Source organism: Parabacteroides sp. CT06 (assembly GCF_002257605.1).
GTDB classification, from domain to species: Bacteria; Bacteroidota; Bacteroidia; order Bacteroidales; family Tannerellaceae; genus Parabacteroides; species Parabacteroides distasonis.
In genome coordinates, this window is record NZ_CP022754.1 from 4,751,082 (window position 1) to 4,767,192 (window position 16,111).

Below are 16,111 nucleotides of genomic sequence, written 5' to 3' on the forward strand. Positions count from 1 at the left end.
ATTATGAAAGGGAATATATTTATCAAACGGCCTGTTATGGCTATATCCATTTCCATCCTGATCTTGGTAGTCGGGCTGATTTCGCTTTTCTCGTTACCTGTTGAGCAATATCCGAATATCGCTCCGCCAACAGTAAATGTATCAGCTACCTATACCGGCGCAGATGCCAACGCTGTGATGAACAGTGTCATCATGCCTTTGGAAGAAAGCATCAATGGTGTGGAAAATATGATGTACATCACTTCTACCGCTACAAACGCAGGGACTGCAACTATCGAGGTATTCTTCAAACAGGGAACTGATCCCGACATGGCAGCGGTTAATGTGCAGAACCGAGTCTCTAAGGCACAAGGCTTACTACCGGCCGAGGTAACCAAGATTGGTGTCTCCACTCAAAAACGCCAGACGAGTTTCTTACAGATCGACGCATTAGTCTGTGATGATGGTCGCTACGACCAAACATTCCTTGCCAACTACTTGGACATTAACATTATTCCACAAATCAAACGTATCGAAGGTGTGGGAGATGTGATGATGTTAGGTGATGCTTACAGTATGCGTATTTGGCTCAAGCCGGATCGTATGGCTCAATATGGATTGGTACCATCAGACGTAACTGCCGTACTAGGCGAACAGAACCTGGAAGCTCCAACAGGCCAATTAGGCGAGAACTCACAAAACGTATTCCAATACACGATGAAATACCGCGGACGCCTAAAAGATGTCAACGAATTTAAGGAGATCGTCATCCGATCACAAAATGATGGATCAGTCCTACGGCTAAAGGATATCGCAGATGTAGAGCTCGGAACTTTGACTTATGGATTCGATAATAAAATGGATGGTAAAGCAGCCGTAACCTTCTTGATTTTCCAGACCGCAGGCTCTAACGCTACCGCCGTGAACGAACAGATCACCAACTTGCTGAACGAACTTGAGCAGGATCTGCCGAAAGGAACTTCTTTCATGACTATGATGAGTTCCAATGACTTCCTCTTCGCCTCTATCTATAATGTGGTGGAGACCCTAATCGTCGCAATCATTCTCGTGATCTTAGTGGTTTACTTCTTCTTGCAGGATTTCAAGAGTACGTTAATTCCCTCTATCTCGATCATTGTCTCATTGGTCGGAACCTTCGCTTGCTTGGTTGCGGCAGGATTTAGTATCAACATCTTGACTCTTTTTGCGTTGGTATTGGCTATTGGTACGGTGGTGGATGATGCGATCGTCGTAGTAGAAGCGGTACAGGCGAAATTCGACGTCGGCTATAAGTCGCCCTATCAAGCGACTAAAGATGCCATGGGCGATGTTACCATGGCGATCATTTCTTGTACCTGCGTATTTATGGCAGTGTTCATCCCTGTAACTTTCATGGGAGGTACATCCGGAATTTTCTATACTCAGTTTGGTGTGACCATGGCAACTTCCGTTGGTATCTCCATGATCTCGGCTTTGACACTTTGCCCGGCGCTTTGCGCTATTATGATGCGTCCATCCGATGGCAACAAGAGTACCAAGAGTATCAACGGCCGTGTACGTGCCGCTTATAACGCCTCGTTCAACGCTGTGCTAGAAAAATATAAGAAAGGCGTGATGTTTTTCATCCACCATCGTTGGATGGTATGGGTATCATTAATCGCTACGCTTGTGCTGTTGGTCTGGATGATGATGACCACAAAAACCAGTTTGGTCCCTCAAGAAGACCAAGGTGCGATCATGGTAAACATGTCCATCGCTCCGGGTAGCACGCTAGAAGAAAACAAGCTAATAATGGCCAAAATAGAAAAAATCCTGGAAAGTACGCCAGAGATCGAGCATTATGCCCGCATTGCCGGTTATGGGCTTATCTCCGGACAAGGAGCCTCTTACGGTTCGGTTATCATCCGACTGAAAGACTGGGATGAGCGTAAGGGAAAAGAGCACACCGCCGATGCGGTGATTGCCCGGCTCAACGCACAATTCCATCAAATCAAGGAAGCACAGATCTTTAGTTTCCAAACTAGTATGATCCCGGGTTACGGCATGGGTAACTCCATTGAGTTGAACATGCAGGACAAGACCGGAGGCGATAAGACGATTTTCTATAACTCAGTATTACAATTCCTCGGAGCCTTGAACCAACGCCCGGAAATAGCGATGGCCTATAGCTCTTACGCCATGAACTTCCCGCAGATCTCTGTAGATGTAGATGCCGCCAAATGTAAACGAGCCGGTATCTCGCCCGCTTCCGTATTGGATGTTCTCGGTAGCTATTGCGGTGGTGCCTATATTTCCAACTATAACCAATTCGGTAAAGTGTATCGCGTGATGTTGCAAGCCTCTCCTGAATATCGTCTCGATGAGCAAGCATTAGACAATATGTTCGTACGCAACGGGACGGAGATGGCTCCTATCAGTCAGTTCGTCACTCTTAAGAGGATTATGGGATCAGAAGTGGAGAACCGCTTCAACCTATTCAGTGCCATTACCGTAAACGTGAACCCAGCTCCGGGTTACTCAACGGGAGAGGTGCAGCAAGTAATCAAAGAAGTAGCCAACCAGAGCCTACCTGCCGGTTATGGCTACGAATATGGAGGTATATCGCGTGAAGAGGCAGCATCCGGAGGTACACAGACTATATTCATCTATGCGATCTGTATCCTGTTGATTTTCTTGATTCTCGCATGCCTATACGAAAGTTTCCTAATCCCGTTCGCTGTCATCTTTTCCGTACCTTTCGGATTGATGGGGTCATTCCTCTTCGCTAAGTTATTCGGATTGGAAAACAATATCTATCTACAAACCGGTGTAATTATGTTAATCGGCCTATTGGCAAAAACCGCCATTTTGATTACGGAATATGCCATCGAACGCCGTCGGAAGGGCATGGGTATTATCGAATCAGCCTACTCCGCCGCCCAAGTACGTCTGCGTCCTATCTTGATGACCGTATTGACGATGATCTTCGGTATGCTTCCGTTGATGTTTGCGAGTGGAGCCGGCGCCAACGGTAACTCCTCGTTGGGTACTGGTGTAGTCGGCGGTATGGCTATCGGTACATTGGCCTTACTTTTCGTTGTACCAGTATTCTACATCGCTTTCGAGTTCTTACAAGAGAAGATCCGCAAGCCGATGGAAGTAGAGGCAGACCTACAGGTATTGCAAGAGCAAGAAAAGAGCGCAAACGAACGCGAGAATCATAAATAAATCGGGAGAATCCCATTAATTACAATTATAGAAAAAGAATGAAACGACATATCATCACACTAGCTGTATCATGCGTTATGTTAAACAGCTGTGGTATATATACAAAATACAAACCGGCTTCTGAGGTTTCCGCAGATCTGTACGGCTCAGAGGCCACCGCTCAAACGGATACTGTATCCTTGGGAGACATGAGCTGGCGGGAGGTCTTCACCGACCCGCAGCTCCAAACACTCATTGAGCATGGCCTAGCAAACAACACAGACTATCGTTCCGCACAACTCCGTGTAGAGGAGGCTGAAGCAGCTTTACTGTCAGCCAAGCTAGCTTTCCTGCCTGCCTTCGCTTTCGCTCCTCAAGGAGCGGTGAGCAGTTTCGACTCCCATAAGGCTACACAGACTTATTCGATTCCGATAACAGCCAGTTGGGAACTGGATATATTTGGTAAAATGCGCAATGCCAAAAAGCAGGCGCAAGCTCTTTACGCACAAAGTCAAGATTATCGGCAAGCGGTACGTACACAGCTAATCGCCGGAATAGCTAATACTTATTATTCCCTGCTTATGCTGGATGCTCAGTTGAAGATCTCAGAGCAAACCGCTTCCTCCTGGAAAGAGACGGTCAATTCCACCCGTGCCTTAATGAATGCAGGCATAGTAAACGAAACAGCTGTTTCCCAAATGGAAGCTACGTACTACAGCATCTGTACATCCATCCTCGACCTGAAAGAACAAATCAATCAGGTAGAGAACAGCCTTGTATTGTTACTGGCTGATACACCTCATACCATACAAAGAGGTGAATTGGAAAACCAGCAACTGCCGAAACATTTCTCAGTAGGCATACCCGTCTATTTATTATCAAACCGCCCTGATGTAAGGGCAGCGGAACATGCTCTGGAAAGTGCATTTTACGCCACTAATCAAGCCCGTTCCGCTTTTTATCCCTCTATTACCCTAAGTGGTTCGGCCGGCTGGACTAACTCGGCAGGTGCAGTCATCACCAATCCGGGTAAGTTTCTGGCCTCGGCAGTAGGCTCACTCACCCAGCCACTTTTTGCCAGAGGACAACTTCTAGGACAACTGAAAATCACCAAAGCGCAACAAGAAGAGGCCCGGTTGAGTTTTGAGCAAGCTTTACTGAACGCAGGAACCGAGGTTAACGATGCTTTGGTGCAATATCATACAGCACGTGACAAGGCTGTGTACTTTGAAAAACAGATAGAGTCTCTCGAAAGAGCCTATAAAAGTACCTCCCTACTTATGCAGCACGGAACGACAACCTATCTAGAAGTACTCACAGCACAACAAGGATTATTAAATGCCCAACTAACCCAAGTGGCTAATCGTTTCACGGAAATCCAAGGGGTTATTAACCTCTATCAAGCCTTAGGCGGAGGACGTGAATAGGCCATTCGTTTTATTCATATTTGAAATAACCTATAGGATTGCCCAGAAAGTGATTTTAGGGCAATCCGCCTTTCTTAGCACGCTCTCACTTTCACCTAATATATAATTTCATGACTTTAGTAGACTTGTTCCGTCTTATACCATGCTTATAGTCGTATCGTATTCAAGAATTAACAAATAAATCGTATATTTACGGTCATAAAAATCTTCTCGGACAATTGATACAAACATTTAAAATACAAGAAAGATGAAAAAACTTTTTACCTATGTAATCATGCTTTACGCCAGCCTATCCGTTTCCGTGGCGCAACAGATCCAGTATCCGGAGCCGGTGTTAAACCCGGAGAGTTGTACGAGTATCATGGTCGGGAAAAAAGCCTCGGCGGATGGTTCCGTGATGACCAGCCACACCTGCGATAGCAATTACCGCACTTGGATGGATATCGTACCTTCCGCCTCGTACGATCACGATACGACAACCACAGTCTATACCGGACGTATGCATACCGAATACGCCGAGGGAACCCGGGGGATGATCGCAAAAGGAACGCTACCCGAAGCGCGGTCTACGTATCAATTCCTCAACACGGCCTATCCTTGCCTGAACGAGAAGCAACTAGGCATCGGGGAAACAACGATCACCGGCCGGAAAGCCCTTGTCAACAAGAAAGGTATGTTCATGATCGAGGAACTTCAGCGAATCGCCTTGCAACGTTGCACGACCGCCCGTGACGCGATCCGCTTAATGGGCGAGTTGATCGAGAAATACGGATATGGCGACTGGGGCGAGTGCCTTACGATAGCGGATCCGAAAGAGGTATGGCATTTCGAGGTCTTCGGCGAGGGTCCGGATAAGATCGGTGGCGTATGGGCAGCGATCCGCATCCCCGACGATCATGTGGGCGTATCGGCCAATATCCCCCGTATCTCCAAGGTAGATCCGAGCGACAAGGAGAATTGCATGGCTTCCGCCAACGTATTCGAGGTAGCCAAGCGCATGGGCTTCTGGGACGGGAAGAAACCGTTCCGCTTCTGGGAGGCCTATGGCGGCGGGAACTATTCGGGAGAATTGAAATCCTTCAGCATCCGTGAGTTTTTCATTTTGAATAAGCTGGCGCCATCCTTGCATCTTTCTTATGATGCCGAGGAACTTCCGATCAGCGTAAAACCGGAAAAACCGGTTGACGTGACCGACGTGATGGCCCTTCTCTCCGAGACGTATGAGGGGACGGAATATGATATGACGAAGAACCTGAAAGTCGCCGTCAAGAAAAAAGATAGTAACGAGACAGATACCATTATCAGCCCGGTAGCGAATCCGTGGATGACTACGGATATGGTAAACATGTTAAACGGACTCAGACCGGATGCCGTGAAACGCTACCGCCTTGTAGCCGTGCCGCAATGCTCCTACTCTACCGTGATCCAATTGCGTGACTGGCTGCCCGACGCGGTAGGCGGCGTGGTTTGGATGGCCTATGATAATCCCGGACAAAGCCCCCGCATCCCCATCTTCTGTGGGACGAAAGATCTCCCGGCTTGCTTCAAGGTTTGCGGACAGCACCGTTACCGGGAAGATGCCGCCGTATGGGCTTTCCGTCGTGCCAACAAACTCGCCACCGTACGTTGGGGAGCGACTAAAGATCGTATGAAAGCATCTATCGCCCATTTTACGGAGAAAGGGCAGACAGAACTTCCTTTCGTAGAGAGCCGTTACAAAGAGATTCTTACCCAACAAGGTGAGGAGGCCGCAAAAGAATACCTAACCGGATATACCGCCGATTTCGCCGGAGCCACGATGCTACGCTGGAGAGAAATGGGAGACTCATTCTGGACCCAATTCGAAAGAGGCTTCTAATCACCACATCCGATAGTAAAGACGAGGCACGCCCCGTCTCTACAATAATAATATAAACTTAAATTCATATACAATGAGAACATTCATTCTATCATGCGCCTTAGCGTTAGGTTCCTTGAGCACATTCGCCCAAGGCTACCAATTTACGGATGTAGTAAAGGTACCCGCCACGCCAGTCAAGAATCAAGCATCCACGGGAACCTGCTGGTGTTTCGCCACGACCTCTTTCATGGAGTCCGAATTACTCCGTATGGGAAAAGGGACGTACGATCTCTCCGAGATGTTTATCGTCCGCCAGAAATACATGAACCAGTTGCAGGATAATTATGTCCGCCAAGGTAGAGGTAATATCGGTCAAGGAAGTCTCTCCCACACCTTCATGAACGCTTTCAACCAAGTAGGTATCGTTCCTGAAGAGGTGTACTCGGGTATCAACTACGATTCCGACCGGCACAATCATGCCGAGATGGTAAAATACATCAAGGCAATCGCAACGACCGCCGTGGATATGAAAAAACGGAGCCCGGAATATTACAAACTAATCGATAACCTATTCGATACCTACCTAGGCAAGCTTCCGGAGAAATTCACCTATCAAGGCAAGGAATATACCCCGAAGACATTCGCCGCCTCCCTAGGGTTGAATATGGACGATTATATCGAGCTGACAAGCTTCACGCATCATCCGTATTACCAGAAATTCGAGGTAGAGGTTCCCGATAACTGGGAGCATGCGCAAATGTATAACCTACCATTGAATGAAATGATGGAAGTAGCGGATTATGCGTTGAATAACGGTTACACGGTATGCTGGGATGGCGACGTGAGCGAGAAAGGCTTCTCTTTCAAGAATGGCGTGGCGATCAACCCGGAGGTAAAGAAGGTGGAAGATTACTCGACTACCGACCGTGCCCGCTTCGAGAAAATGGACGAGAAGGAACGTCTGGAGGAAGTCTACAAATTCGAGAAACCTTTCCCGGAAGTAAACGTCACCCCGCAGGTCCGTCAAGAAGGCTTCGAGGCGTTCGTCACGACCGATGACCATTTGATGCACCTTACCGGCATCGCCAAGGATCAAAACGGCACGAAATATTATATCACGAAGAACTCTTGGGGAACCGAACGTAATACATTCGGCGGTTACCTCAACATGTCAGATAGCTTTGTCCGTGCCAAGACGATTTACATCATGGTGCATAAGGACGCAATACCGAAAGCAATCAAGTCTAAATTAGGCATTTAGTACAATGCCCATCGTAAGGCGCTTACAATAGGCATTCAAAGCACCTTACGATGGGCATTATAAGCTCCTTAGAATGGGCATCCGCGGAAATCACGGATGCCCATCTCTTTTTTCTCTCATCGAACCAGTTTCAACTCCTCAATCAACCTCGGGCATTTACCCCATTTATCGATCATGAAAAGGACATAGCGGATATCTACGCCGATGCAACGTTGCAAATCCGGTTCAAAAGCGATATCACCACTCATCGCCTCCCAGTTACCGTCGAAAGCAAGTCCAATCAAACGGGCGTTCTTATCGAATACCGGGCTACCGGAATTACCACCCGTGATATCATTGTTAGAGAGGAAGCACAGCTGCAATTCCCCTTTTTCATTCGCGTAAGGTCCGAAATCACGGCTACGAACCAGATCCAGTATCTCCGGTTGTACCCAGAACTCATCGCTCGTCGGGTCCTCTTTCTCTAGGATACCTTTATCCGTTGAGTAATAATTGTACCATGCGGCATCATAAGGACGATACCCTCCGATAGAACCATAGCTCAAACGCATCGTGAAATTAGCGTCGGAAGACAAGGCTTTCTCCGGATACATCTCCTTCAAGCCCGCGAAATACAAACGTTCTCCCTTAGCGATATCATACTCCGCATCACCCATCAACTGCTGTAACTGGAAGATAGACACCAATACGGACAAGCTCAGTTCCGCCGCCGGATCTTTTCTCAATTTCTCATATTGCTTCGGATTTCTCAACATCTCGGCGATCTTGTCGTACGACAATAAGGAAGTCTTCTTAAATACATCCGCCGCATATTTCTCATAATTTCCTTTATACTTCTTATCAACGCTCGTATAAATATCCGGCAAGAACTCCGGAGATACACGTTCTTTCGCGATCTTCATCATCGCGGCCAGTACCTTCTGATCCAAAGACGGCTCGTAATCCTTGAAGAACGGTTGGATACGATCCTCTAAAAAGACAGTAATCTCTTCCGGGGTAGCTCCTTCAATATCCACCGATTGCACCATACGGGCCAAACGAATAATCTCCGCTCCACTAGAAAACGCCTCATTCAAATAGGTCAAAGCCTCTCTATATTTATTGGTCGAGGTATATCCTTTTTCCAGCAAATTCAAGACCTCGCCATATTTAGCGCCCCGGGCTTGATCTTTCGCTACCCAATCAGCAAAAGCCGTCTCTTCCGCACGTTTACGTTCGATCACGTTTAGATTCGCCAATCCTTTATTCATACCGATCGAGTTCTTCCAATAATTGGAGCTTCCCGCATATTTGGAGGCATATTTGATACGTACGGCGTCGCTAGCCGACATAGCCTCTTTCCAGATGCCCTGCTTGATGCCACGCACCTCGATACGGGGCTTATTACTATTCTCGATACGCTGTTGCACGCCCCAAGAACACAAATAACGATCCGTGCTTCCCGGAAAACCGATTGTCATGGCATAATCCTTATCTTGATAACCTTGCATAGACACCTCCGCTACATATCTCGGGGTATAAGGCTTATTATCCGCGTTGTATTCCGCCGGTTTATTATCCGCGTTGGCGTACACACGGAACACGGAAAAATCACCGGTATGGCGGGGCCACATCCAGTTGTCCGTATCCCCACCGAACTTACCGATAGAGCTAGGCGGAGCGAACACCATGCGCACGTCACGAAATACGTCATATACGACCAAGAAATACTTGTTATTGTTATAGAAAGGAACCACGTCGGCTGCCTGGAACTCACTATTACCCACAGAGTCACAAATCACACGACCGATAGAATCGGCGGCGGATAAACGCTGGAACTCGTCCTCTATACCGGCGATCTGGCTGTTAATACGATCGCTGACGTCTACCGTCTCTTTCAGATAACGTACCGACAAACCCGGGACCGGCAACTCCTCTTGCTTGCTTTGGGATACAAAACCATCCTTCAAATAATCATGTTCCACGCTGCTCAATTGCTGGATAGAACCGAAACCACAATGGTGGTTCGTAAAGATCAAGCCCTCGTCCGAAACCGTAATACCCGTGCATCCGCCACCGAAGATTACCACGGCGTTCGCCACGCAAGGATCCGTCTCACTATACAACTGATCATAGGATGGGGTAAAACCCAACTCGGCCATTCTCGCCAAATTCTGCTTATTCAATTCCTTCAGCACCCACATGCCCTCATCGGCATATAACTGGCCGGAAGCGGCTAAAAGCAACAAAGCCGCCCACACTCTTTTCATCAACTTCATTCTTCTCTTATTAGTCTAAATTATTCGATTAGTAACTTAATGTTTTTTACCTCGACACGGGCCGACAACCATTCTGTAATCTTTTTACGCTCAACCTCTTTCACCTTCGTCTTACTCTTCAGATAAACCAGCATGACCGTATCCGGTTTCGCCGTCTCCGTATTCACGATATAGGTATGCGAGCAAGAAGCCTCTACCACAAAGGGGAACAACACTTTCATTTCCGGGATCAACTCGGATGTCAGACGCCCATAACTCTGATATTTGTCAACCTGCCGTTTTAAAGAATCGATCTGGATGGTTTGCACACGCAGCACCTCTTCGCTATTCTTATACAAATCCTGCATCAACAGGCTCTTCAGCTCGTTGATATCCGTCGCTTCCTGGCCAAAGCCCTGCTGTACGATCAAATGGACATTTTTCAATCCGTATTTTGGCATCTTGGCTTTTGCGTTCGCGATCATCTCGTCTGGTACGGTTTGTCCGATCAACACCACTTTTACCTCTTTCTTCTCGCTTGTATCCGTAATCACCTTACTCAATATTTGCGTATTCGGGAAACTCAGTTCTTCGGTGACAAACGTTCGTACCCTCTCATTAAAATAACTGCTACGGATTAAGTTATAACTCAAGAAAAGACTGGGTACGATCGTAAAGAATACGATAATACCGACATAGCGGGTCACGATCTTTTCCCGTTGTTTATCCAAGAATACTTTCTTCGGATACTTCAATAAACGTACCACCACATAAGTAGCCAAGCTAATAAATACCGTATTGATAAAATACAGATAGAAAGCGCCGAAAAAGTAATATAAATTACCACTCGCCAAACCGAATCCAGCCGTACAAAGCGGAGGCATCAACGCCGTGGCGATAGCCACACCCGGGATCACGTTTCCCTTGCTTTTCGTAGAGCTAGCGACAATTCCCGCCAGACCGCCAAAGAAAGCGATCAACACGTCGTATACCGTGGGCTGCGTACGGGCAAGCAACTCGCTTTGGGCCTCACTGATCGGTGATATAAGAAAATACAAGGTAGACGTTATTACGCTGAAGACCGTAGCCGTGGCAAAATTACGGAACGATCGCTTGATCAAGTCGAAATCGGAGATACCCAATCCCAAGCCGAATCCCATGATCGGTCCCATCAGCGGCGAGATCAACATCGCGCCAATAATCACGGCCGTAGAGTTGGTATTTAACCCAAGAGAAGCGACAAACGTAGCGAAAATAAGTACCCATAAGTTCGTCCCCTTAAACTCTATCCCCTTTTTAATGGATTCTATCGTCTCCAGCTCATCTTCCTTTTCCTGCCGGACATCAAAATTACGGACGAAAAAATCCATAATCTGTTTATGTAGCAATCCTTTTTCCATGCGGTATTAATCTTGTCCCATATTTATGCAAAGATATTCCAATTGTTTGTTTTTCTAACTATTTAATAGCTTTTTTATGGTGAGATTACGTATATTTGCATTTACAATACAACAACAAGAGATCCTATTTGTATGAAACGATATCTAATGCTTTTATGCTTATTGTTTACGTCCTTTGTCGTTTCATCTCAAACGACAACGCCAGACTCGCTTAAAAGCGCCTTGCAAAAAGCAACCTCCGAACGCTCTAGACTGGAAATCCTTACCAATTTAATGGATATCTCACGAAACGATGACATATTAGTAAACGCTAAACAACTCTATCAGGAAGCCTTAAAAGCGAATGACAATTACTATAAGGAAGCGGCATTGACCGAGATTCTCCGGCATTATATCAACACGGACCAAACCGATAGCGCAAATGTCTATATCGCCAAAGCCGAGCAGGAGCTAAAAGGAGAAGCCAGAACCAGCCTCGTATCGTTCATGAAAATGATCCAAGATACGCGCGTCATATTCTACACATCCGGTGAACCGAGAAGGAAAGTCCTCATGAATTGCCTATTCAAGCTGGAGGAACCCGACAAATTGTCTCCCTATGAGAAAATAGCCTGTAATTATGTACTTGGCATGGCTGTCAGCAACAGCGTCATGGAGGAGAACATGCTTAAGGAGGACTTCAAGCAAGGGAAAGAATATTTCGACAACGTCTTGACCGAGGCTGAAAAACTGCCCCTACGATACGCATACAATTTCTTGCCTAACACCTATTTCATGCTATGCGCCTACGCTGCCGACCCTTGGGAGAGAGGGAAATACGCAACCCGCTATCTCAATACGATCTTAGGATACTCCAATATCCCGGAGATGAGCAAACGTCCTTACGCGACTAACAAGCGCCACTTGCTAAGCGCCTACTCCAACCTCGCCATCAGCGCCGAGGCTATCGGGAAGGATTTGGGCACTTCCTATTTCCATGAGTTCCAAAAGTTATTGAAGGCTTATCCGGAGGCGGCTAGCACCACCCCGGAATACGAGCTATACTATACTTCCGCCAATTATTACCTAAACATCAAGGACTACATGAAATTCATTGAGTTCAGCGACTCCTTGATCAATTTCTCCAAACAAATACCGCTTTACAAGGAGCATGTAATCGCCTATGTATCTGCGAAAGCCGCCGCCTACGACAGCCTCCGGATGTACAAGGAGGCGTATGAGACATCCAAGGAATACGCGGTCTTGCTAGATACCTTGCGCATGCAGGAACTCCGGAAGAAAATGGAGAATCTCGAGATCGAGAAAGGGGCGAACGAGTTGGTGATCGAAAAGAAATCATTGGAATTGGAATTGCAGAAAAGCAAGAAGGAGAATTACCTATATATATCCCTATTGCTTCTAGCCTTATGCGCCGTGTTCTATATCTTTTTCCGGTTAGGCAAGATGAGATCTCTTTATCAAGCATTACAGAAATCCAACGAGCAGGTCCTGATAGCGAACCAGAAGGCACAAGAGAGCGAGGAGATGAAGACCGCCTTCATCCGGAATATGTCGCATGAGATACGGACTCCCTTAAACGCGATCAACGGTTTCTCGGAACTCATCACCAACGACGATATCTCCATGGACGAGAAACAGGCTTTCAGCCGTATTATCTATGAAAACTGTTACCACTTGACTTCCATGCTGAACAATCTCCTTGAGATCGCCCAGCTCGATAGCGGCAATGATTCCCTTCCTCTTGTTCCCACACGAATCCATGAGCTTTGTTTACATGAGATGCAACAGGTAAAGAAATATCAAGAGAAGCCGGAGATCAACTATGTGGTGGAAGGCGATAAGGAGAATGATATGATCTTGACCAACCGCGCTTATTTCAGCTTGATCATCTCGCATCTGCTGGCAAACGCAAATAAATTCACGGAGAAAGGAAGCATCACACTTTCATACCATCTGGATAGCGGAGCCAATTTAGTGACCCTGTCGGTAACAGATACGGGTTGCGGCATCCCTCAAGACAAACAGGAATGGATATTCGAGCGTTTCACGAAGACCAATGATTTCATTCCCGGCTCTGGCCTGGGGCTTTACCTATGTCGCTTGATCGTTAACCGGCTAAACGGTAAGATAAAGACAGATCCGTCTTATACGAAAGGCTCACGCTTCGTTATCACGATGCCAATCGCCACGCCGTCCAAGCCCTCCGAACTTACCGATTAACGAAAGAAACGTCCTACGTACGGGAGTTCTCGTAAAGGTAAATCCCTTTTAATCATAAATGCGATGAATACGCCTAATAAGATCGTGCGGTATCCCAACCGGAGCCATTCAGACTGTATCGGCAGTGCCATGCCTACCACGTATAACACCGTCGCCACTCCGAAATAAAGAAACGCGGATTTCAAGTCGTACTCGATCGGGAATTTCTTTTGTCCTACAAAATAGGATAAAAGCATCATCAATAAATTACAAAAGAACGATGCCCACGCACAAGCCATATAACCGTACGAGGGACCGAACAGCAAGATGATAGAGACCGTGGCCACACATCCGATCGTGGAGAAATAGGCGCCCCATCGTGTCTGGTCGATCAGCTTATACCATAAGGAGAGGTTGAAATAAATACCGAAGAACAACTCGCCCAGCATCACGATCGGCACTACCCGTAATCCGGGATAATAGGCCGGCCCGACAAAGTACTTCAAGATATCGATATAGAACATTACCCCGAGGAAGATAAACAAGGCGAATATGATGAAATATTTCATCGCTTCCGAGTAGGCTTTCTTATTATCATCGCTCTTGTTTTTAGCGAAAATAAACGGCTCATAGGCATACCGGAAAGCCTGCGTGAACATCACCATCACCACGGCGATCTTGAAGCATGCGCCGTATATACCCAATTGCTCGTTCGCGTACTCCTTATCATCAAACAAGAATGGAAACAGGATCTTATCTGCCGTCTGGTTAAAGATACCGGCAATACCTAGAATGAGGATCGGGAAGGAATAACGCAAGATTTGTTTCAATACCGTTCCGTCTACTTTCGCCCGTATGCCCGGCAAGATATCCGGGATCAAAAGCAATAAGGTTATCAGTGTCGTAAATACGTTCGCCACGAATACATAGCCTACCCCATAATCCGGACGATAGAACCAGCTTATCGCCTCCGGATAGTGCGAATGCAACCACGGACAAGTGATCAAGAAGAATATATTCAAGATAATATTCAAGAAAATACTCAGCAACTTAATCCCGGCGAAACGCCATGCTTTCCCCTTATACCGAAGATAAGCGAACGGAATGCAACAAAAAGCGTCTACCGCCACGATACCCGCCATCATCCCGATATACTCCGGATGGTCGCCATATCCCAAGCCGGCGCTAATAGATGGCAATAAGGCGAAAACCGCTACGCTAAACAGCGCCGAACTTCCCAGCAAGCAATACAGCACGGAAGCATACACCCGCATCGGCTCTTGCTCCTCTTTCTTATTGATGAAACGGAAGAACCCCGTCTCCATGCCATAAGTAAGCAAGACCAGCAACAGGGCTGTCCAACCATATAAATTCGTCACGATCCCATAATCCCCTGTTCCGGCCAACACACGTGTGTACATCGGCACCAACATCCAATTCAGGAAACGCCCCACTATACTACTCAATCCATAAACGGCTGTCTCTTTAGCGAGCCGCTTCATTCCTCCTGCCATATCTATCTGTCTAATCAAATAAAAAACCTTGTTCCCCCACCCGGCTACGTCCCAGATGGGTATAAGCTAAATCGGTGACCTCACGGCCACGGGGCGTGCGTTTGATAAAGCCCTCTTTGATCAAGAAAGGCTCGTACACTTCTTCTAGCGTTCCGGGGTCCTCGCCCAAAGCCGTGGCGATCGTCGTTAATCCGACCGGGCCTCCCTGGAATTTATCAATGATCGTCGTTAGCAACTTATTATCGATCTGATCCAAGCCATACCGGTCTATATTCAACGCCTCCAAAGAGAAGCAAGCGATCGCCTTATCGATATCTCCGTTCCCCTTCACTTGAGCGAAATCACGCACACGGCGCAATAAAGCGTTGGCGATACGAGGCGTACCCCGGCTACGGGAAGCGATCTCCCTAGCGGCGTTCAACTCACATTTTACATTCAAAATATTAGCACTACGGAGCACGATCTTCGTCAGCGTCTCCATATCATAATACTCCAAGTGCATATTGATACCGAAACGGGCACGCAGCGGACTAGTCAGCAAGCCGCTACGGGTCGTAGCGCCAATCAATGTAAACGGAGCCAAATCGATCTGTATCGAGCGAGCGCTTGGTCCTTTATCGATCACGATATCGATCCGGTAATCCTCCATAGCGGAATACAGGTATTCCTCCACGATCGGGCTCAACCGGTGAATCTCATCGATAAAAAGCACGTCGTTCTTCTCCAGCGAGGTCAATACCCCGGCCAGATCTCCCGGCTTATCCAGCACCGGCCCCGACGTGACCTTGAAACCAACCCCCAACTCGTTCGCTATAATATTCGACAACGTCGTCTTTCCCAACCCGGGAGGCCCATGCAAAAGCACATGATCCAGCGCCTCCTTACGCATGCGGGCAGCCATGACGAACACCTTCAGGTTCTCCACCACCTTCGCCTGTCCGCTGAAGTCACGGAGCGAAAGCGGCCGAAGCACGTTCTCGTACTCTCGCTCGTTTTCCGGCATCCGGGCATCCCTTATATCAAAATCATCTTCCATATTCACGTTCATTGACTTGCAAAGATAATGTT

Annotated in this window: 9 protein-coding genes; 5 read left to right on the top strand and 4 right to left on the bottom strand. The window is 47.2% G+C overall.

The annotated features are described in order from the left end of the window. Window positions 1-3: 3 nt before the first annotated feature. The 4 genes from CI960_RS20785 (at window position 4) to CI960_RS20800 (ending at window position 7,693) form a co-directional block, all read left to right on the top strand. On the top strand, window positions 4-3,186 hold the full coding sequence (locus CI960_RS20785; protein ID WP_005860563.1) for an efflux RND transporter permease subunit: 3,183 nt from the start codon (window positions 4-6) through the stop codon (window positions 3,184-3,186). Window positions 3,187-3,224: 38 nt separating this feature from the next. After that, window positions 3,225-4,592 carry a TolC family protein gene (locus CI960_RS20790; RefSeq protein ID WP_005860561.1) on the top strand — a complete coding sequence of 456 codons (1,368 nt, stop codon included), beginning with the start codon at window positions 3,225-3,227 and terminating at the stop codon, window positions 4,590-4,592. 247 nt (window positions 4,593-4,839) lie between these two features. Next, window positions 4,840-6,450: a dipeptidase gene (locus tag CI960_RS20795; RefSeq protein WP_005860559.1), complete on the top strand. Its 1,611-nt coding sequence runs from the start codon at window positions 4,840-4,842 to the stop codon at window positions 6,448-6,450. Between the two features lie 73 nt (window positions 6,451-6,523). Beyond that, window positions 6,524-7,693, top strand: a complete 1,170-nt coding sequence (locus CI960_RS20800; RefSeq protein ID WP_005860557.1) for an aminopeptidase C — start codon at window positions 6,524-6,526, stop codon at window positions 7,691-7,693. Window positions 7,694-7,809: 116 nt separating this feature from the next. Here CI960_RS20800 and CI960_RS20805 read toward each other — a convergent pair whose 3' ends face one another. Together CI960_RS20805 and CI960_RS20810 are read right to left on the bottom strand one after the other, a co-directional pair. Continuing rightward, on the bottom strand, window positions 7,810-9,942 hold the full coding sequence (locus tag CI960_RS20805) for a S46 family peptidase (protein ID WP_367303009.1): 2,133 nt from the start codon (window positions 9,940-9,942) through the stop codon (window positions 7,810-7,812). A 29-nt stretch (window positions 9,943-9,971) separates the two neighbouring features. Next, entirely contained in the window at window positions 9,972-11,330 is a 1,359-nt protein-coding gene (locus tag CI960_RS20810; protein ID WP_005860553.1) for a TIGR00341 family protein, read from the bottom strand. Between the two features lie 132 nt (window positions 11,331-11,462). Between CI960_RS20810 and CI960_RS20815 the strand changes: the two genes are divergently transcribed. After that, complete coding sequence (locus CI960_RS20815; protein ID WP_094582551.1) at window positions 11,463-13,550, top strand: sensor histidine kinase KdpD; 2,088 nt, start codon at window positions 11,463-11,465, stop codon at window positions 13,548-13,550. Here CI960_RS20815 and CI960_RS20820 read toward each other — a convergent pair. Both CI960_RS20820 and ruvB read right to left on the bottom strand, forming a co-directional pair. Next, complete coding sequence (locus CI960_RS20820; RefSeq protein WP_005860549.1) at window positions 13,547-15,043, bottom strand: lipopolysaccharide biosynthesis protein; 1,497 nt, start codon at window positions 15,041-15,043, stop codon at window positions 13,547-13,549. The genes CI960_RS20815 and CI960_RS20820 overlap by 4 nt on opposite strands. Before the next feature lie 10 nt (window positions 15,044-15,053). Continuing rightward, window positions 15,054-16,079, bottom strand: coding sequence for a Holliday junction branch migration DNA helicase RuvB (ruvB, locus tag CI960_RS20825; RefSeq protein ID WP_010182716.1), 1,026 nt, complete (start codon window positions 16,077-16,079; stop codon window positions 15,054-15,056). Between the last annotated feature and the right edge of the window lie 32 nt (window positions 16,080-16,111).

Excerpts from the sequence above, each read along its gene's own strand:
- CI960_RS20805 (WP_367303009.1), bottom strand. The coding sequence starts at position 9,942 with ATGAAAAGAGTGTGGGCGGCTTTGTTGCTTTTAGCCGCTTCCGGCCAG.
- CI960_RS20790 (WP_005860561.1), top strand. The coding sequence starts at position 3,225 with ATGAAACGACATATCATCACACTAGCTGTATCATGCGTTATGTTAAAC.
- CI960_RS20810 (WP_005860553.1), bottom strand. The coding sequence starts at position 11,330 with ATGGAAAAAGGATTGCTACATAAACAGATTATGGATTTTTTCGTCCGT.
- CI960_RS20795 (WP_005860559.1), top strand. The coding sequence starts at position 4,840 with ATGAAAAAACTTTTTACCTATGTAATCATGCTTTACGCCAGCCTATCC.
- CI960_RS20815 (WP_094582551.1), top strand. The coding sequence starts at position 11,463 with ATGAAACGATATCTAATGCTTTTATGCTTATTGTTTACGTCCTTTGTC.
- ruvB (WP_010182716.1), bottom strand. The coding sequence starts at position 16,079 with ATGGAAGATGATTTTGATATAAGGGATGCCCGGATGCCGGAAAACGAG.
- CI960_RS20820 (WP_005860549.1), bottom strand. The coding sequence starts at position 15,043 with ATGGCAGGAGGAATGAAGCGGCTCGCTAAAGAGACAGCCGTTTATGGA.
- CI960_RS20800 (WP_005860557.1), top strand. The coding sequence starts at position 6,524 with ATGAGAACATTCATTCTATCATGCGCCTTAGCGTTAGGTTCCTTGAGC.
- CI960_RS20785 (WP_005860563.1), top strand. The coding sequence starts at position 4 with ATGAAAGGGAATATATTTATCAAACGGCCTGTTATGGCTATATCCATT.